The organism is Litchfieldia alkalitelluris (assembly GCF_002019645.1).
GTDB lineage: Bacteria > Bacillota > Bacilli > Bacillales > Bacillaceae_L > Litchfieldia > Litchfieldia alkalitelluris.
Map to the genome: position 1 here is coordinate 1526095 of NZ_KV917374.1, position 18609 is coordinate 1544703.

Sequence of the window (18609 nt, forward strand, 5' to 3'; positions counted from 1 at the left end):
GGTTCTACAAAAGAATTGAGACTAATGAAATTATCGTTTGGAATAAAGGGATAATTGCAATCTTAAGACCTTGAAGCAGAATCCTCAAGGTCTTTTATTCTTTACTAAAATCCTTCTAATACGACCTTTCCAATCGTTTTTCCTTCTTCTAACATAGCATGTGCTTTTCGTAAATTAGCTGCATTGATTGGTGATATGACTTCGTTGACGGTGGTGTCAATGATACTAGAATCAATCATTTCAGCAATTTTATTTAAAATTTCATGTTGTTTAATCATATCAGGGGTGCCGAACATGGAGCGAGTAAACATAAGCTCCCAGACAAAGGTGACGCTTTTGTTAAACAAAGGTAACAGGTTTAATTTTTCATCGGTCTCATAAATAGAGCAAATTTTCCCTTGAGGTTTAATTGCTTGGGCCATATTTTCCCAGTGCATTTCAGTCTTGTTTAAACACAAGATATAATCCACCTGATCTAGTCCAAGTTGTTTAAGTTGAGGAACAAAATCCTCGTAATGGTTAATAATATGATCTGCCCCCCGCTCTTTAACCCATTTCATTGATTCGGGACGGGAGGCTGTTCCAATCACGGTGATACCCGCCCGTTTTGCTAATTGAATTGCAATCGAACCAACTCCCCCTGCAGCTCCAATTATTAATAAATTTGTTTTCTCATTTCCTGTGATTGGAATTCCTAAACGATCAAATATTGCTTCCCAAGCAGTAAGGGAGGTAAGCGGTAATGCAGCTGCTTCAGGAAATGATAAGGTAACAGGTTTATGCCCAACAATCCGTTCATCTACTAAGTGATATTCACTATTGGCACCTTGTCGTGTAACACTCCCTGCATAGAAAACATGATCTCCTTTTTTAAACAGTGAACAATCTGGACCCGTCTCCTCAATAATTCCAGCTACATCCCAGCCTAGTATTTTTGGATCGGCCTCAACTCGTTCCTTTGGGCGCCTTACTTTTGTATCAACCGGATTAACTGAAATAGCCATAACACGTACTAGTAAGTCACGTCCTAGTGGTTTTGGTTTTTCAATTTCAATATCAACTAAGCTTTCTGGATTTGAAACTGGGAGGTAACGATATAACCCAACTGCTTTCATGGTTTTCATTTTTATTTCCACTCCTTTGATTTTTTTATTTGAAAAGTTATCAAGTCATGCCATGACATAGTCTAAGGTAAAAAGTATGTAATATTTTATTGACTATTGAAACATTGACTTGCTAGTATAGTTATAATAAATTAAAGTCCTGTCATTTGCTACTAAGTCAATCGGAAAAAATTACAACCATGAATAGGTGGATATATATATGAATGTTGATGAAAATTTTCAACTTATCAATTGTTGGTTATCATTATCTCAAATACAAATACAAATGACGACTGAATTAGAAAACATACTCCAACAAAAACATCAATTATCACTAAATGAGTTTTATGTCCTTTTATTTTTAGCGAAAGCTCCTGAAAATAAGCTTAAATTACAAGAATTACAAAATATGGTTGGCTTAAGTCAAAGTGCAATGTCAAGACTTATAAGTCGATTTGAAGCAAAGGGCTGCGGAACTCTAAAGAGGCATATTTGCGTAGAAGACCGGAGAGCTATATATACTTCACTTACAAATGAGGGGGCAAAAAAACTAAAAGATGCCTTAACCACCTTCAATGAGACTTTAGGGAATACTCTCTCAGAAGGTAATATTAAAGAAGAATTACTAAATTTAATTGATCAATTTAGGTAATGTTATTGAAATCCTCTCTTTAGAGGGTTTTTTCTTTATTCATCCTTAATATTTGACTGTTATTAATGGAGTATGATAATTTGTATGCATGCACATACATATTTTTGGAATAATCAATAATTCTCTTCGTATTGATTGGTTAAAATAGGATATTTTAACATAGTATTATTACTAACATCTAGAAGAAGTATAAAGGAGTTATTATCATGGAACATTTGTTTACACCTTTTCATTTAAAAGGATTAGATTTAAAAAACCGAGTAGTTATGCCGCCTATGTGTCAATACTCTGTAAAAGATAAAGATGGAATTGCAACCGATTGGCACTTCGTTCATTACGTAAGTCGTGCGATTGGAGGGGCTGGATTAATAATTATTGAGATGACGGATGTTGAACCAGATGGTCGTATTACTGATTATGATTTAGGATTATGGTCAGATGATCATATCCCAGCAATTAAACGGATTGTTGATGCCTGTCATTCCTATGGAGCAAAGGTTGGTATTCAAATTGCCCACGCTGGCCGTAAAGCCGAAGATGCAGATCTTCCAGTTGCGCCATCAGCAATACCTTTTGATCAGAACTCAAAAACACCTAGAGAACTATCAACACAAGAAGTTAAAGATATGGTTGAAAAATTCAGACTTTCAGTACAGAGAGCTGTGAAAGCTGGTGTGGATGTCATCGAACTTCATGGAGCTCATGGTTATTTAATTCACCAATTTCAATCCGCATTCACTAATAAAAGAACAGATGAATACGGTCAGGAATTGACCAAATTCGGTCGAGAAATAATTCAAGCAGCAAAAAGCGTAATGCCTGATGAAATGCCGTTAATTATGCGTATTTCTGCTAAAGAATATGTAGAGGGTGGCTATGGGATTAACGAAAGCATCGAATTTTCTAATGTCTATCAAAAAGCAGGAGTGGACATGTTTCATGTGAGTGCAGGGGGTGAAGGACCAATTGCAGCTGCAGGAAAACCAGGTACACATGTTGCTTATCAAGTACCTTTAGCACGGGAGTTAAAGCAAGCACTTAAAGTTCCTGTTATAGCTGTTGGAAGGTTGGATGAACCATCACTAGCAAACGCGGTTATTGGGAACCAAGATGCAGACCTTGTGGCAGTTGGTCGAGGTATGTTAAGAAACCCTTATTGGACATTAGAAGCTGCAACCATACTGCAAAAGGAAACAGTTATTCCAAATCAATATGTTCCAGGTTTTCCAAGAAACAATTGATTTGTAATCATAACATATTAATCAAAGGAGAGGTATAAGATGAATTTTGTTACTTTAAACAATGGTTTGAAAATGCCCCAGCTCGGATATGGGGTTTGGCAAGTTCCTGATGATCAAGCCGCTACTGCAGTTGCAAAAGCAATTGAGGTAGGTTATACATCAATCGATACTGCGATGATTTACAAGAATGAAGTAGGCGTTGGAAAAGCGATAAAAGAATCTGGTGTTCCTCGTGAGGAATTATTTATTACGACAAAAGTTTGGAATAAAGACCAGGGTTATGAAAATACGCTTAAAGCTTTTGATGAGAGTTTAGAAAGACTAGGTTTAGATTATGTTGATTTATACTTAGTTCACTGGCCAACACCTCAATATGATCAGTATGTTGATACATATAAAGCATTAGAAAAGCTTTACCATGATGGCCGAGTAAAAGCAATTGGAGTTTGTAATTTCGAAATTGAACATTTAGAACGACTTCTAAATGAATGTGAAGTTGTTCCTGTGTTAAATCAAGTAGAATGTCATCCATACCTTGCTCAGAATGAATTAAAAGAGTTTTGTGCAAAACATAACATTTTCGTAGAAGCATGGAGTCCACTCGATCAAGGGGGAGAAGTTTTACAAGATGAAGTTATTAAAAAGATTGCTGATGCAGTTGGTAAAACTCCAGCTCAAGTCGTATTACGCTGGCATTTACAAAATAACACAATCGTGATCCCTAAATCGGTTACACCATCAAGAATTGAAGAAAACTTCAACGTATTTGATTTCGAGCTTTCATCAGAACAAATGGATGAAATCAATGCAATAAACAAAAATAGACGTAAGGGTGCACATCCAAACGAAATGAATTATAGAGGATAACCTAATAAGCCACAAACCTAAATTAGTAGGTTTTGTGGCTTTTTCCTTTTTGCAAAGCATTGAATGCTGACATGAATAGACCTTCATGCGAATGAGTATTTGCACCATGGAGGATGAAAAATTATACTTAGCTTGGTGTCTAGCTTCAGGCGCTATCGGCTCTCAGGTCTAAGTCAATCCGGCAAGAAGGTTAAAAAGCAACCTTCTAGCCGACTCGTCTTATGCCTGTCGCCGATGAACGAGCGCCTTCAGCATTTCTTTTTTCAGGGTAGACATCGAAGCTAATTAAAATTAGCACCATGGAGGATGAAAAATTATACTTAGCGTAGTGTCTAGCTCCAGGCGCTATCGGCTCTCAGGTCTAAGGCAATCCACCCTAGAAGGATAAAGAGCAACCTTCTAGCAGTCTCGCCTTATGCCTGTCGCCGATGAACGAGCGCCTTCCGCATTTCTTTTTTCAGGGTAGATATAAATGGAAAGCTTTTATTCGGGTAATAACTATGACTGTCTAGACTTTTGTTTAGGATATTATTGTGCTATATAGGAATAATATTTTTGACAAAACTTACTGCAGAGGTGATAAAGGTGAATAACAAGGAAAACTCCAAACTGAAAAATAATACTCAATCTATTCAAAGTGAAAATGATGACATGCAACCAACTCAAGGTACAACAGCTCAAGAAGATGGTTTTCGATATGATTATGATGATTCTTCAGATGTGAATAAATAACTTGGTAATTAAAATCAGACCTTAGGGAGTAATCTCTCTAAAGGTCTTTTTTTATTAGAAAGGAATTCAAAGTTATTAATTCAGCTGAGGGAGGAGCTAAATCTTCCCTCTATATTTATTTAGTAGCAAGCTTTCAGAAAAGAGTCTTTGGATAAAAAGATATAAAATGGGAAAAGTAATATATTATGGATTATTATATATTGATAGCACTTTTACTGTTAGGGATATTTTTATTTATAGTTGCATTAAGAAAGGGACCAATTATCCATTCCCTACTAATATTCTTTATGACTGCATATGCTTCAACGTTTGTTGGTGTCATTGTCGTAGAGGAGAAAATGCTTAAATACCCTATTACTCTTTTCGGTCAATATTTTGACTCAAGTATGTTGTTTGAGTATTTACTTTTTCCAATAGTTAACATCTTTTTTCACCAAACAACCATTAAGTCAAAAATGGACAGGTTAATTATTCAAACAGCTATGTACTCTGGGGTTTTAACATCAATTGAGGTTTTATTTGAGAAATATACGGATTTAATTGAATACATGACTTGGACTTGGTTCCACTCGTTTGTCGGAATGTTCCTTTTTCTCCTAATCATAAGGGGGAGTATGAAAATAATATGGAAAATGAACAGGGCCTGACTCTTGTCTGTTAACCTATAACGAATTCAGGCCCTGGAGTAATCAGTAGTTAAGAAAGTCGAAGTTGATAAAATCGATAGATATTCTTAATAACTACCTTTAAGACAGAATAAAAAGGAACAGCTATTAATATACCGATAAATCCATAAAGACTTCCTGCTACAAGCAATAATAAAATAACTGTTAATGGATGAATTGATAGCTTGTTTCCAAGGATTAGAGGAGATACAATATTCCCCTCAATCTGTTGCACGATTAGTAACAAAATTAATATTTTAATAATCATAAAAGGGTCGATGACAATTGCACTCATGATTGCTGGAAGAATACCTAGTGCTGGTCCTATGATCGGAATAACTGCAGTAATGAACACAATAAACGCAAGAACTAAAGCATAGTCCAATCCAATAATCAGATAGCCAATATACATTAATAATCCATTCACCAAAGCGACCATCATTTGCCCGCCTATATATGTAGATAATGTTTTATCAATATCATTTAGTAATCTTATCCCTTCTTCTTTATGCTTATCAGGTAAATACTTTAAAAGAAAAGGCTGGAGTTGATGACCATCCTTTAAAAAGTAAAACAAAATAAAGGGCACAATGACAAGAACGGTCATAAAATTTGCCAAAGTAGATAAGATATTGGTTACATCTTCGCTTAAGTGTTCACGTTGATTTTCGATATAGCTAATAATTTTTTCTTTGCCTTCATCATATGAGAGTAAACCAAAACTATTGTTATCTATCAATTTTTTTGTTAGTTCTTCATTTTGTTCGATTAACGATGGAACTTCTTCAACGAATTGTACAACTTCGTTTTCAACCGACCCACCTAGTGCAATTCCCCCTAACACCAAACCTCCGAATATTGTTAAAAATAATAATATAATCGCCAATGTACGCGGGATAAATTTGGTTTTAGAAAGAAAATTAACAAGAGGTTTAAAAATATAATATAAAAAGCCGGAAACAATTAAAGGGAAGAACAAAATCGCTATAAAGCTTTTTAAAGGTTGGATGATGAACTGAACTTCTCCTAAGAGATGAATAGTTAAAAGCACTAAGACAATACCTGTAAAATATTTAAAAAATGGATGTTTAAACCACATAATATCCCTCCAGTTTATAAGTTCTTTTCCCTGAATTTGAAAGAATTACACGTGAAAAGGGGAAATCATTTTTCATACCAACTGTCTATATCACTCTATGAATTAGTAGAAACACAAAAAAGTGGGGATTAAGGGGATGAAAATCATTCTTACTGTTGCGATCAGTTTGTTTCCTGCACAAAAAAATAAGACATAAAGAGTTTTATAGTGTCCAATTAAAGTTATACTAGAAGTAGAATGTAGTAAGAATCGGGGGGAATCTGAGTTGATTTATATTAACAATACGCCAAACTACGCAGGGGTAACGGTTTATGGTGATTTTTTTGATTTTGAAGAACTTTATCTTTCTCTTCATACTATTGTCGGTGAAGAGGATGAATGGAGTGCCCATGAGAGTTCGCGCATAAGAGTGCTTGGGATTTGTTATGACATTCGCCATGCCTTGATGGGACACCGAGAAATAGAGATGGTAGACAATGGCTTTGATCGAGAGAAAATGAAGTATTTATCTATCATAGCGAATGATAAAAATGTATATATGGGATTTAATGTGCTGTGGCCAGAATTGCTTTTTGTAACAATAGTTCTGAATGAGTTTGTAACCCTTTATGCAAAAAAACAAGTGAAAAATAGTTATAAGCCTATTTTAGATTATCGAAATGTTTGGGATTCATCAATTGCTCACGTGAGAGTTTTTCAAGCTGCTATATTGAAGTGCTTAAAAGACTCCATATCTGAAAGTTCATATAGCAGAACGTTGAAATTAATGAACTCAGAATATCAAAGTTTTACTTATTATGCTACACAGTATATTGATGAATTGAATGTCAAATACCTTAGTATGGATAAGGAAAAACGTCAAAAAAACATAACCATAATGGCCAAAAGAATAGCAGAACAAAGTGGAGAGTATCATAAGGTTCGGGAGGCTGTCCTTGCATTTGCAAGAGAACATAACTGTTCGATCAATGAGGTTAGAACAGGTAATGACTATCCTGAAGAAATTGATTGGTAATTAAATTACTGTTTGGAACCGTTTAAACTAAATAACATATATTTTAGTATTTTGATTTTACGGTTTAAGAAAAGATGCTACGACAAGAAGTTTATTATAGTGAATGTAAATGACCTTTCAAAGTGAAAAAAGATGACCGTCTATTATAGACGGTCATCTTCCCATGCTCGATCCATGTTTTCAATGTCATATTTATCTGTCATTAATTTTACATCCTGCTGTTGTTCGTGTTCTTTGTTCGTTAGTTTATCCTTCTGCGATCCGATATCTTCTTTCTTCATAAAGATCCTCCTATGTATAAGCGTAATTTTAATCTAACCAATAATGGTTGTAAGTATGTGTTTCAAGGTAGGATTAGTTTATTAGGAAAAGGGTCCTACCTATCTACTACTCTAAATAGAACGGGGCAATGATCCTTGTTCCTAAACTATCTCGAACCTGAATTTTATGGTACAGTTTTCTAAAAGATTACTAGGAATGTTTGGTGATAAATTGAAAGAAATTGTAATATTAATAGCAGAGCTGGTTAATGATTTTCATGATGTCCTTTTGCGAATATCTACTATGCTTGGGTGGAACTTAACCGATAAAGAGTTACACTTATGGGTTCTTGGAATGATTGGCATTACTATGTTTTTGGTCGTTGATGTAACGTTTAAGTATGTTTCTAAATGGAGCATCACGTTCATCTCATTTATCTATACTTTTACGGTTTTATTTGTGATTGTGTTTGCGATCGAAATTCAGCAGAAAATAACCGGTAGAGGGAACATGGAATTTCTAGATGCAATTATAGGAATTTGGGGATTTCTCTTATTTTTTGCTGCATACCTACTTATAAGGACTTTCCATTATTTTCTTAAGGTGTTACTACGCAAGAATCAATCATAATTCTTATGTAGGGAAGGTTTGTAGAAAAATAAAAAGCCTTATCAATCCATTAACATAATCAAGTGGTGCCTGCTCTTATGTGTCCTAAAACATGATCACGATAGAGACAGGCAGCCTCAATGCAGAAGTAATAAATACTCCAACAAGATATATTTAGGATACCGGTTTAAATATTCTAGGAGCTTTGAAAAAAGAAATCCTTGTTCCTCTACACCCAATTCTTTAAGATGATTATTTTCTGGTATATTACTAGTGTTCTCTTGAAGTAGATAATGAATCTTCTGAAATAATTCTTCAGCATCACCGTTTTTAATAACTGGATGGAGCACCTGATAAAATAAATAACGGAACATATCAGGTTGTTCAACTACTTCCTCAAGTGATGACGGAAGTTCTTTTAGATGAAATGTACTTTTTATAGCATTTTGTATTTGTTGAATAGTACCAAGTGTATTTGGAGGTTTACTTTTAATAGTTAACTCTTTATGGTCTAGCATAAACATTTCATTTTTATATTTACTTAAATATCCGGGTAAACAAGCTTGAACTAAATAACCAACAACTAAAAGTGCTTTAGCTTGTTCTTCTATTTCACTAGCAATAGTGATATATATATCCTCTTCAAAATTCGGCCTAGAAATGCTGATATCTGGATTAATACTTTCGTTCAGACTCTTTAAGATATTCTCATAAAAAAGAGTAAATTCAAGGTTTTTGTCCCATTGATCATTCATAAATTCCCAGACCTTTAATAAAACCTCTTTATGAGAACTTAAAGACTGAAAAAAGTCGGGAGTATTTTCAATGCTTAATAGAGAGTTAATACTATTGTATACTGCTTTAAAATCCTCATTTGCTTCATCTTCAGATATCTCTTTGCTTTTCTTTTTATCACTTTTTTCGCTAATACCTAAGCCCACCGTTCCAGTGTCTTGAATTTCTTTGATCACAATTTCACCAATATAAAATCTGTGGATTCCGTCAGAGTCAACTAATTCCTTTTGAGTTAATTGACCTAATTGAAAATTCCCTTTTATATTATCAACTTTTAAACCATGGATATAATACTCATAAACATTTGAGTAGTTGATATACGTATTTAATTGTTGTAGTTGTTGTTGTAAAGCCTGAACTTCTTGCTGCAACTGATAAATTAACTTTTCATAATACTGATTGGAATGCATGAAGGACACTCCTTAATTTAGAAACTTCGCACACTTCCCCATTGTAGGAATAGATTATATAATACTTATTCCATTGGAGGGGTTAATATGTATTACGATAATAATCAACAGCAGTTTGGTTCACAAAGAACTCCACAAATTAAAAATCGTAATAACCAACAAAAGCAAGTTCGTACTCCAAGGACTGATCTATTTGAGACGGAAAATCAATACTATATTCGACTAAGTCTTCCCGGCGTAAAAAAAGAACATTTAGACATTTTTATAAATGAAGGTGGAATTCTTGAAATCAAGGGAAAAGTCGTTACTAAGTTACCAGATCACACAATAAACATTATTCAGCAGGAGATTTATCAAGGTCCTTTTCATCGTCAAATAAAGATTCCAAATGTAGTTGATAAACAGAGTGTTAAGTTTAGTTATAACAATGGGATTTTAGAAGTCTTAATAAATAAAGGATAAGGGTGGTGATGAATGATGGCATTTGGTGATAATGAACCGGTTGGCATTGTCTTTCTGGGAGGAATTAAGATTAACCAAATGGAAACAAATGCGGCATTTGCAGTAGGGGAATCATTTTTTCAGTCCTTAGAAAGCCAAGTGAAAAACAATCTAGTGAATGGACAGACATTTGGAGACTTTGACTTTAATAACTTTCAGCCTATAGCTTCCAATGTATTTGATCCGGATGGGTATGATACAATCATGCCAATCGCGCAAGCATCTTTAGGATTAGAAGACTAGAGTATCAAGAATGCACTTCTACAAATGATGTTGAAGTGTATTTTTATGTACATTTATTTTATAGGTTATTTTGCCTTACGTTTATAAATGAGAGGAACATCAGTATATATCAGGTATGCAACTCAATGAACTTGGTTATTTTCAGTGTAGACCTTTATGCGAATAAGTATTTGCACCACGAAGGATGAAAAGTGTTAACTCAGTTTGAATGAGCGGAAGTTTACCGACTCCTGCGGGATACAGCGGGCACTGTGAGACCCCGCAGGAGTCTTTTGTAACGTGTCTCACCGGACGCGGAGGCTCACGGACCACTTCGCGGAAAGCAAGTGGATCGCAGCTCATGGAACTCCACTACCTAGGTTATTTTCAGGGTAGACCTTCCAAAAGGAAAAAGAACCCCAGACATATGTAAACAGCTTTAAAACAAAATAAAGAAACGTATATTAACATAGTGTCATGGATAACCCCTGAAAAAGAACAAGCCCATAGTTCTATTAGTAATTAATAGACGTATGGGCGATTGTCGAAATGTTGGTGTGGGTAATTCAGTCTTTGTATAGGATAAGTAGTTTGAACATGAGGATTCATATAACCAGATGGATAAAATTGAGGCTGATATACATACTCAGCCTTTGTTCTATTTATCATATCAGGGTCATTCACTTGTGATTGATAAGGGCTCATATTAATGTAAGAACCATCACCATACGCACTTCCTACACCATTTGTAGTCTTAGACATGCTAGTGAGATCTTCATAATAGCCTTTTCCTACCACTAAGGATGAAGTACCTGAAATACTAAATACTTTAAAATTTCCTATATTAATTTCAATTTTAGTAATAATGGTTTCCTCCTCTAGTTAGAAGTCAAAAGGAATTTCCAACTCATTATCTTCTTTAATAAATGTATAAGTGAGTACTCCATCTTCATAACTTGATGTATAATTTGACATTTTTACAGATTTCGGAAGGGGAATCTCTCTTTCATAATATTGTTGAGGGAGATCACTAGATAGTAAAGTAACGGCTTGACTTGGTTTTAAAGAGTGCGATTTAACTTTTAAAGTTAAAATTTGGTCAGTATTAAAATGGATTTTGGCATATTTCATACTAGGCAATCCGGGAGCAACTATGCATAAATAGATATGTTTTACATCTTCCCAAATCTCTACCGGTATCATTTGTGTTTGTTTTTTCTTACTAGTTCTTAATCCATGAATGTCACCCCAGAAATCATCATTTAACAGAGAGTGGTATTGTTTAACCATCTTTTTCATTTCAAGTATTGATTTTGGATTAATTTCTGATTGTGGCATTGCATTGAACGGGAATCCATCTTTTTTATTGAAAAAATCCATTGGATTCATAACAAGTAGTCACCCTTTCATGTCTATTCCTCTTGATAGTGTATTCAGGCAAAAGCCTATAGGTTCTTGGTTTGGAGTGAAGCATTATAAATCCCTTTTTAAAGGATTCTGTTTTTAAAAACCAAAATATTTGTCCTCAAAACGATAAATCAGTATAATAGGATAAAGTCAAAGAAATTTGTCGATAATGATATTGTTTGGCTAGACCATTAAAGAAAGGGGAATTATTATGCCACAAGGAGCTACTGAAACAAGTACCTTAAAAGTGGGGGACAAAGCACCAGATTTTACGCTTCAAGCCCATGGCAACCGTAGAGTCACTTTAAGTGAATATCGCGGAATTAGTAATGTGTTTTTATGTTTTTATCCTCTAGATTGGACACCTGTCTGAGGCGCGCAAATGCCTTCTTACGAGGACGATCTTCCTCGCTTTGAAGACTTTGATACCCAAGTTTTGGGTATAAGCGTTGATAGTGTACATAGTCACGAGGCATGGCAAAAATCAATTGGTGGAGTATCTTACCCACTTTGCTCTGATTTTTACCCACATGGAGAAGTATCTGAAAAATATGGTGTTCTTCGTACAAAACAAGGAGAACCAGCATACGGAGCTTCCGAACGTGCATTATTTATTGTCGATAAAGAAGGAATCATTCAATTTATTGATGTCCACCCAATCGATCGACAACCAGATAATGAAGAATTATTTGATGTTTTACGTAAACTTTAATCAGTAAAAAGAATTTATAAGGGAGGCTATTTTATGGAACTCTCAAGAAAAGCAATCCCATATACACCTGTGGACAAGCCCCTCCATGAAATGACGATTATGATCGTTTCAACTTCCGGGGTACATCTAAAGGATCAAGAAGCATATAATACGGATCCAGCTGAAGGCGATGCGACGTTTCGTATCATCCCAGGAGATGTTGATTCTAAAGATCTAACGGTAACTCATGCAGCACCAAAAGATCATTATAATACCGATTATCCGAAGGAAGATATTAATTGTGTATTTCCAATTGATCGCCTAAGAGAAATGGTAGACGACGGTGATCTTGGTGGGGTAGCTGAAAAGCACCTAACAATGATGGGCTATTCTATGAGGTTAAATAAGATTAACAAGGAAACGATTCCAGCTTTAGTTAAAGAAGTAGTGCGCTCTAAAGCAGATGCAGTACTTCTGACAGCTGGCTGACCGCTTTGTCATCGCACTGTAGTTACAGTGCAGCGTGGAATCGAAGCACAAGGTATCCCAACGAGCTTGATAACTCTAGATGTTGAGCAATCAAGTTTGATGAGACCTCCTCGTGCTATTCATCCAGTGGGCTTTGAGTTTGGTCATTCCCTAGGAAAGCCGAATGATAAGAACACTCAGATGAAAGTGTTATATGCAGCATTAGCTGAATTGGTTGAAAGACAAGAACCTGGGAATATTCACGAATCACATTTCCCAACATACTAAATGACTAAAAGGGACAAGGTTATGCTTTGTCCCTTTTGTTATATCTTTTTATTGTAATTAACGGTTTTTGTCGAAACTAGGATCGTATTCAAATGGTTGATGAATTTTTTGCTGTTTTTATTTCCTTGACAAAAATCCATAAAAATAACGCTAAAGATTAATCTTCAGCGTGGGCGATTATTGCTCCAACCTAAGTATACTCTTAAGACTGTTAAAATACCTGTAGCAATACGGTTCTCTCTTAAAAATGTATTAATCAGCTTGTTCCTCTCCTTGCGTGTTTTAATTTTTAATTTATCTCTATGTTTGTATTGTATAAATACGTGAATCATTTCACATATCATTCAAGAAGTTGTGAAACTTTTTATTACGGGCATAGTGTTTATAGGGAAAATAAAGGGGTTCTGAAAAAGAATTTCTAATATATAAAGGATCTTTTCTGAAAGATTTTTGCAAGACGGCCTAGTTTAAAGTAAATAACATCAATCTAAAAAAAGCAGGTGAGATTAACCCTGGAGAATTCACCTGCTAAGAAATATTTATGTTTGTTTTAATGGAATTTGTACAAGCACAGTTGTTCCGTGTTCATGACTATCAATCATCATCGATCCTTTGTGAGCATCAATAATTCTTTTAACAATTGATAATCCTAACCCAATTGACTGCTCTTTGGTTGTGAAAAAAGGTAATTCCACTTTATCAGCAATCATTGCTGGTATCCCATGTCCATTGTCATTTACTTGAAGTAATAAAGAGCTTGGAAGGTTATTTGTTATATTCAACTGAATTTTACCATTTGTTCCAATTGCCTCGATTGAATTGCGAACAAGGTTTTTTATCACTTGTTTTAATTGGAAAAAATCAGCGTGAATAGTGATACAAGTTTTTTCTGATTTTTTAAACTCAATATTCTTAATGTATAATTCATCCTCAAATTCTATGTATATCTCATTAAGTAAGTGATCAATTAAAAAGTCCTTTTTTACAAGAGCTGGAGGCTTTGTAGTTAATTCAAAATCTCTTAACACTTCTCTAATTTTATCAACTTCATTCATCATGATGGTAGAGTATGGAGAATGAGTTTCCTCCAATTGTAGAAACCCTCGAATCACTTGAATCGAATTACCTATTTTATCTGATATTCCGGCAAATAACTCTTCGAAATGCTTCAATTGTGATAGTGTTGTTGAGGAACCCTTCTCAACTTTAGAAATTAAAGAAACAATTATCTCAGCAAATAAATTTAATTTCTGCACATGATCATTTGTAAACAGAAATGGATCAGGATCTGTTGCACAAATAGTTCCGAACATGGTTCCGTCTTCAAGGAGGATTGGGACCCCCAAATAGGAACCAACTTTACAGGAATAAATTACATCCATATTGCGTGTGGTTGGATTTTGTTTTGTGTTATTTATGATAAGTGGCTCACGGCCATCTGCAAAGATTAGTTGTCATAATGCATGATTCAATTGTATTGAATCCCCAGTTTTAATGAGAGAACCATTGTTGCTCTGAGCCCTTAGAACTGAAAAAATATCATTACCTGTTCGAGAAATGAACATTGTTCTTGTACCAATTAACTCCTGTGCCATGTTAAGGATTAAATCAAGCTTTTCATCTAACCCGTTCATAAGAGTCGCCTCCTTTAGGGAAAAGTGTTCTATATCTTACTATAACATTTCTACAAAATCATTACAGGCTCTTTTGAACCAATTTATTACAGTTTTTATAAGTTGGTAACATCGGAAGCAATGTAGATACAGCTTTTGGGCTTCCCACCTGACACATTTCATGGAAGCGTGAGAACCGTCCCAGTGCTTCTTCTAAAATTCAAATTGACTATAAAACTTAGTTAGTTTAAATTATAAACAAAGGTAGATTTATAGGACCTAATTTTCTTCTTTTGAGAAGTGGAGGACTTCAGTGAACAGTCATCAAAAATTATTGCTCTGGATTCATGGTGCTTATGGGCTTGCAGCAACAATGGCAGGTTTATTTTTGAATTTGTATTTATGGCGAATAAGTAATGACATGAATGTAAACGCGATCTTTATGGTAGGTACGTTTATCTTTGGACCACTTGCATTTTGGGTAGGTGGTAAAATTTCGAAAAAGAATGATAGACTTTTAAGCTATCAATTAGGAATTGCTTTTACAGCAGTTTTCTATATCCTTGTCGTTTTACTACAAGAAACGGTTGCTGAAATTCCTTTTTGGATTGGTGTTCTAAGTGGCTTTTCATCAGGAATGTATTGGCTAGGGTTTTTAGTCATTTTGTATGATATTGTTGAAACAAAGGACCGTTCAGCTTTCTTAGGAAAACAGATGGCAGTGTTAGGGACTGTTACGACGACTGGCCCAGCATTTGCAGGGTTTATTATTTCACGCTTTGATTCTCTCGTTGGATATACAGTGATCTTTACGTTCGCAACGATTCTTTTTATCACCGGATTCATTTTAAGCTTTAAGCTACCTAAAGATTTCTCAGCAAAACGAAATTTGCGTATACCGATTATTTTTCGATTTAACCGCCGCTTTTTCATTATGAAAAGGATGTGGCCGGGTTGGATTATATGGGGAGCGTGTGAAGGGTTAATCTTTTTCCTACCGATTTTATTAGTCTACCAAGAGGTAAATAGTGAATTGTTGGTAGGATTAACAACTATTTTGCTTGGAGTTATTGCGATTCTATCAAGCTTATGGCATTCAAGGTATAATCCATTTGAAAGACAACATCTAACTGTTTTGTTCACGTGGATTGCTTATGTCATTGCAACTGCTCCTTTACTAATTGATGTCAATGTGGGAACAGTTTTCCTTTTCTTAATTATTAATGAGATTTGTCGAGCATTAATGGGGGTATCATATTTTAGTTACTTCTTAAAAGTCGTTGAAATTTTACCAAGGCGTGCCGGTCTTCGTACAGAGATGTTAGTGGTAAGAGAGTGGATTGTCAATATGGGGCGAGCGTTATCTGTTATCTGTTTTATAGTGTTTTATTCCATTTCTCCAGATTACATTTATTATGTGTTGTTCGTTACAATTTTTCTGCAAGGATTTCTCTACTTAATTATGATTAGAGGAAATGGAGAAATGAATAAACTCGATTATGAAAAAAAGAATATGACATCGATAAATTTATAGTCAGATTACATGTAAAATGAAAATAGGACCTAATTGATCAAAGGTCCTATTTTTGGTTTGTAATCATGACTGGAAAAATTGGTACCTATACTATGATAGGAATATGGCGATTGCTTTTTACATCGAATAAACCCAGGTCTGTTAATTTTAATTCTGGGATAACTGGCAAAGTAAGAAAAGAAAGTGTTAAAAATGGATTAAAATCACCATTAAACTCTAACATCGATAATGCTTTTTTTAATTTTTCAAGTTCGTAGTTAACAGTGATATAGTCTTTAGTTGAAAGGAGTCCCGCAATCGGCAGAGAAAGTGAAGCGATAATTTCATTATTATTGATTACAACTAGCCCACCATTCATTTCCTTAAGAATAGTAATTGCTTTAAGGATATCCTCATCATTTGTTCCAGTGGCAACAATATTATGTGAGTCATGGGCAACGGTAGTAGCAATCGCCCCTTTTTTTAGTTTAAACCCCTTTACAACACCTAATCCAATATTCCCCGTATTCTTATGCCTTTCAACAACAACTAGTTTTAATTGATCATTTTCTATAGAGGGGAAAAATTGCCCATCTTCTACATGAACTGTCTCTATTAATTTATTTGTAATTAACTTGTTTGGGATGATTTCAATCATTACCGCTTTTTGAGAATCACCCATAGGAATGCGAAGGTCTTTTGATAAAATTTCAGGCACTTGAACCGTTGTAGTTAACGTAGCCGCTGGTTCTTTTCGATTTAATGAACGGCCAACATATTTACCGTCCTTAGCAACGAGTGTTCCATGTTTATAAACTTCCGATATACCTAACGTCTCTAGGTCATCCAATAACACAAAATCGGCTTCGTAGCCAGGTGCAATCGCCCCTTTATTACTCAGTCCATAACACTCAGCTGCATTAAGTGAAGCCATCTGGATAGCAAGTAAGGGAGGAATTCCATGTTGAATAGCTAAACGAATGCTGTGATCAATACTACCTTCTATCATTAAATCGTCTAAATGTTTATCATCTGTACAGAAAAGGCAACGCCGAGCATTATGAACATTAATTACTTTTATTAATAACTTTAAGTCTTTCGCTACAGAGCCTTCACGAATCATAAGATACATTCCCCGTCGTAAACGTTCGAGTGCATCGGATACGGTGTTGCATTCATGGTCTGTCTTAATACCTGCTGACCTAAAAATATTAATTGCGTCACTGTCCAATCCAGCCAAATGGCCATCGATTAAGTTGCTATACTTGGAGGTCATGACAATTTTGTCAACAATTGAATCATCACCATTTTTTAATGAAGGATAGTCCATCACCTCAGCTAATCCCAGTACTCGAGGGTGTGTATAAAAAGGCTCTAAATCACTTGCATTGAGCTCTGCCCCAGAATTTTCAAATGGAGTGGCAGGGACACATGACGGAAGCATGATAAAAACATCTAAAGGAATATCTTCTGAGTTTTCAATCATAAATGTAATACCTTCACTGCCTGATACATTTCCTATTTCGTGAGGATCTGTTATAACCGTTGTTACCCCATGAGGAAGAACAACTTTTGCGTATTCACTTGGGGTGACCATGGAAGATTCAATATGAACATGTCCATCAATAAAGGAAGGGCTCACATAACGATTAGTAGCATCAATGACTTGATGTCCATCAAATTGCCCAATTCCAACAAACATTCCCTCGGCGATGGCAATGTCCCCTTCAGTTACTTCAAGGTTAAAGATATCAATAATCTTCCCATTTTTAATGACAACATCTGCAGGTATTTGTTTATTTGCAACAGCCAGTTTCTTTTTCAATTGTTTTTCAGTTAAACTCATGATGTCTCTCCTCCTTCAAAAAAACCCTAGCTTTTTACCTAGGTTTGACTAAGAGAGGGAAGTTAGTGTGTACAAAAAGTGTGAAACAATAACTCTAACCTCTCGCAGTCAAACTATTTACGGCAGTTTGGTAGAAACTTTTGGACCATATCTCCAAGATTATACGAGTGGATCTGTTTATAAAAATATTAGTTCATATTCTATATGCCTCAAGTAGACTGTGTCAATGTAAAGCATTTAAAGAATTAAACTATGCTATTCGTAGTTTATTTTGGAACAAAGTAAACTATTAGTAACTGAAGGTTTAAATAGACTCGCTTCTTAGAAATAATGAAGTGTATAGTATGGTCAAAATAAAAGTAATGATTAGCTTCCAAGCTTATATGACTATGTAAGTAAAGTAAATTGACAATCTCCTAATTCGTGTTATTCTTTGTACAAGATAATTGTTTTTTTCACTAGGGGAGCTATTTCAAATTGGCTGAGACTAAAGGGAGACCTTTTAAACCCTTTGAACCTGATCTGCATAACTGCAGCGGAGGGAAGTGTGTACTGTTTTTAGGATATTTTAATTGTTCTAGCTCAGCCACTTTCTAAATCGAAAGTGGCTT

General features: G+C 35.0%; 22 protein-coding genes and 2 riboswitches. Of the genes, 13 read left to right on the top strand and 9 right to left on the bottom strand.

Features of this window, described 5'->3' with window-relative positions; translation table 11 throughout:
* Positions 1–104: 104 nt before the first annotated feature.
* A complete protein-coding gene (locus tag BK579_RS07135) occupies positions 105–1124 on the bottom strand; it encodes a zinc-binding alcohol dehydrogenase family protein (RefSeq protein ID WP_078544537.1) in 1020 nt (339 codons plus the stop codon).
* A 199-nt stretch (positions 1125–1323) separates the two neighbouring features.
* Here BK579_RS07135 and BK579_RS07140 point away from each other — a divergent pair, with 199 nt between their 5' ends.
* From BK579_RS07140 to BK579_RS07155, 5 genes are all read left to right on the top strand, one after another.
* On the top strand, positions 1324–1755 hold the full coding sequence (locus tag BK579_RS07140; RefSeq protein WP_078544538.1) for a MarR family winged helix-turn-helix transcriptional regulator: 432 nt from the start codon (positions 1324–1326) through the stop codon (positions 1753–1755).
* Positions 1756–1961: 206 nt separating this feature from the next.
* Positions 1962–2996 carry an NADH:flavin oxidoreductase/NADH oxidase gene (locus BK579_RS07145; protein WP_078544539.1) on the top strand — a complete coding sequence of 345 codons (1035 nt, stop codon included), beginning with the start codon at positions 1962–1964 and terminating at the stop codon, positions 2994–2996.
* Positions 2997–3035: 39 nt separating this feature from the next.
* The gene (locus BK579_RS07150) at positions 3036–3863 is read left to right on the top strand and encodes an aldo/keto reductase (protein WP_078544540.1); all 828 of its coding nucleotides are present in this window, start codon (positions 3036–3038) and stop codon (positions 3861–3863) included.
* 555 nt (positions 3864–4418) lie between these two features.
* On the top strand, positions 4419–4595 hold the full coding sequence (locus BK579_RS25520; protein WP_169891085.1) for a hypothetical protein: 177 nt from the start codon (positions 4419–4421) through the stop codon (positions 4593–4595).
* Between the two features lie 185 nt (positions 4596–4780).
* Positions 4781–5242 (top strand): CBO0543 family protein, encoded by a 462-nt coding sequence (locus tag BK579_RS07155; RefSeq protein ID WP_078544541.1) that lies wholly within the window; start codon positions 4781–4783, stop codon positions 5240–5242.
* Between the two features lie 49 nt (positions 5243–5291).
* Here the strand turns inward: BK579_RS07155 and BK579_RS07160 are convergent, their stop codons facing one another.
* Positions 5292–6359, bottom strand: coding sequence for an AI-2E family transporter (locus tag BK579_RS07160; protein WP_078544542.1), 1068 nt, complete (start codon positions 6357–6359; stop codon positions 5292–5294).
* A 265-nt stretch (positions 6360–6624) separates the two neighbouring features.
* On the opposite strand from BK579_RS07160, the gene BK579_RS07165 reads away from it, so the two are divergent.
* Positions 6625–7374, top strand: coding sequence for a DUF6904 family protein (locus BK579_RS07165; RefSeq protein WP_078544543.1), 750 nt, complete (start codon positions 6625–6627; stop codon positions 7372–7374).
* Positions 7375–7517: 143 nt separating this feature from the next.
* Here the strand turns inward: BK579_RS07165 and BK579_RS25525 are convergent, their stop codons facing one another.
* Positions 7518–7655, bottom strand: a complete 138-nt coding sequence (locus BK579_RS25525; protein ID WP_169891086.1) for a hypothetical protein — start codon at positions 7653–7655, stop codon at positions 7518–7520.
* 211 nt (positions 7656–7866) lie between these two features.
* Here BK579_RS25525 and BK579_RS07170 point away from each other — a divergent pair, with 211 nt between their 5' ends.
* Positions 7867–8265: a hypothetical protein gene (locus BK579_RS07170; RefSeq protein WP_078550443.1), complete on the top strand. Its 399-nt coding sequence runs from the start codon at positions 7867–7869 to the stop codon at positions 8263–8265.
* Between the two features lie 116 nt (positions 8266–8381).
* Here the strand turns inward: BK579_RS07170 and BK579_RS07175 are convergent, their stop codons facing one another.
* Entirely contained in the window at positions 8382–9449 is a 1068-nt protein-coding gene (locus BK579_RS07175) for a hypothetical protein (protein ID WP_078544544.1), read from the bottom strand.
* Between the two features lie 87 nt (positions 9450–9536).
* Here BK579_RS07175 and BK579_RS07180 point away from each other — a divergent pair, with 87 nt between their 5' ends.
* A complete protein-coding gene (locus tag BK579_RS07180; RefSeq protein ID WP_078544545.1) occupies positions 9537–9911 on the top strand; it encodes an Hsp20/alpha crystallin family protein in 375 nt (124 codons plus the stop codon).
* A 15-nt stretch (positions 9912–9926) separates the two neighbouring features.
* On the top strand, positions 9927–10193 hold the full coding sequence (locus BK579_RS07185; protein ID WP_204524691.1) for a spore germination protein: 267 nt from the start codon (positions 9927–9929) through the stop codon (positions 10191–10193).
* Positions 10194–10694: 501 nt separating this feature from the next.
* On the opposite strand, the gene BK579_RS07190 is transcribed toward BK579_RS07185, so the two are convergent.
* Positions 10695–11039 carry a spore germination protein gene (locus tag BK579_RS07190; protein WP_078544547.1) on the bottom strand — a complete coding sequence of 115 codons (345 nt, stop codon included), beginning with the start codon at positions 11037–11039 and terminating at the stop codon, positions 10695–10697.
* A gap of 15 nt (positions 11040–11054) precedes the next feature.
* On the bottom strand, positions 11055–11561 hold the full coding sequence (locus BK579_RS07195) for an Hsp20 family protein (RefSeq protein ID WP_078544548.1): 507 nt from the start codon (positions 11559–11561) through the stop codon (positions 11055–11057).
* A 229-nt stretch (positions 11562–11790) separates the two neighbouring features.
* On the opposite strand from BK579_RS07195, the gene BK579_RS07205 reads away from it, so the two are divergent.
* The 3 genes from BK579_RS07205 to BK579_RS07215 are packed head-to-tail and all read left to right on the top strand — an operon-like array spanning position 11791 to position 13026.
* Positions 11791–12291, top strand: a complete 501-nt coding sequence (locus BK579_RS07205) for a redoxin domain-containing protein (RefSeq protein WP_235848364.1) — start codon at positions 11791–11793, stop codon at positions 12289–12291.
* A 33-nt stretch (positions 12292–12324) separates the two neighbouring features.
* The gene (locus BK579_RS07210) at positions 12325–12759 is read left to right on the top strand and encodes a glycine/sarcosine/betaine reductase selenoprotein B family protein (protein WP_078544551.1); all 435 of its coding nucleotides are present in this window, start codon (positions 12325–12327) and stop codon (positions 12757–12759) included.
* Positions 12760–12786: 27 nt separating this feature from the next.
* Positions 12787–13026: a hypothetical protein gene (locus BK579_RS07215; protein ID WP_078544552.1), complete on the top strand. Its 240-nt coding sequence runs from the start codon at positions 12787–12789 to the stop codon at positions 13024–13026.
* A 539-nt stretch (positions 13027–13565) separates the two neighbouring features.
* Here BK579_RS07215 and BK579_RS07220 read toward each other — a convergent pair.
* Both BK579_RS07220 and BK579_RS07225 read right to left on the bottom strand, forming a co-directional pair.
* On the bottom strand, positions 13566–14474 hold the full coding sequence (locus BK579_RS07220) for a GAF domain-containing sensor histidine kinase (protein WP_328589306.1): 909 nt from the start codon (positions 14472–14474) through the stop codon (positions 13566–13568).
* A gap of 6 nt (positions 14475–14480) precedes the next feature.
* On the bottom strand, positions 14481–14660 hold the full coding sequence (locus BK579_RS07225; RefSeq protein WP_078544554.1) for a hypothetical protein: 180 nt from the start codon (positions 14658–14660) through the stop codon (positions 14481–14483).
* Between the two features lie 292 nt (positions 14661–14952).
* On the opposite strand from BK579_RS07225, the gene BK579_RS07230 reads away from it, so the two are divergent.
* Entirely contained in the window at positions 14953–16173 is a 1221-nt protein-coding gene (locus BK579_RS07230) for an MFS transporter (protein ID WP_078544555.1), read from the top strand.
* Between the two features lie 85 nt (positions 16174–16258).
* On the opposite strand, the gene ade is transcribed toward BK579_RS07230, so the two are convergent.
* Positions 16259–17998 carry an adenine deaminase gene (gene ade, locus BK579_RS07235; RefSeq protein ID WP_078544556.1) on the bottom strand — a complete coding sequence of 580 codons (1740 nt, stop codon included), beginning with the start codon at positions 17996–17998 and terminating at the stop codon, positions 16259–16261.
* A gap of 85 nt (positions 17999–18083) precedes the next feature.
* Positions 18084–18185: riboswitch (purine riboswitch) on the bottom strand.
* 263 nt (positions 18186–18448) lie between these two features.
* A riboswitch (TPP riboswitch) is annotated at positions 18449–18559 on the top strand.
* Positions 18560–18609: the final 50 nt, after the last annotated feature.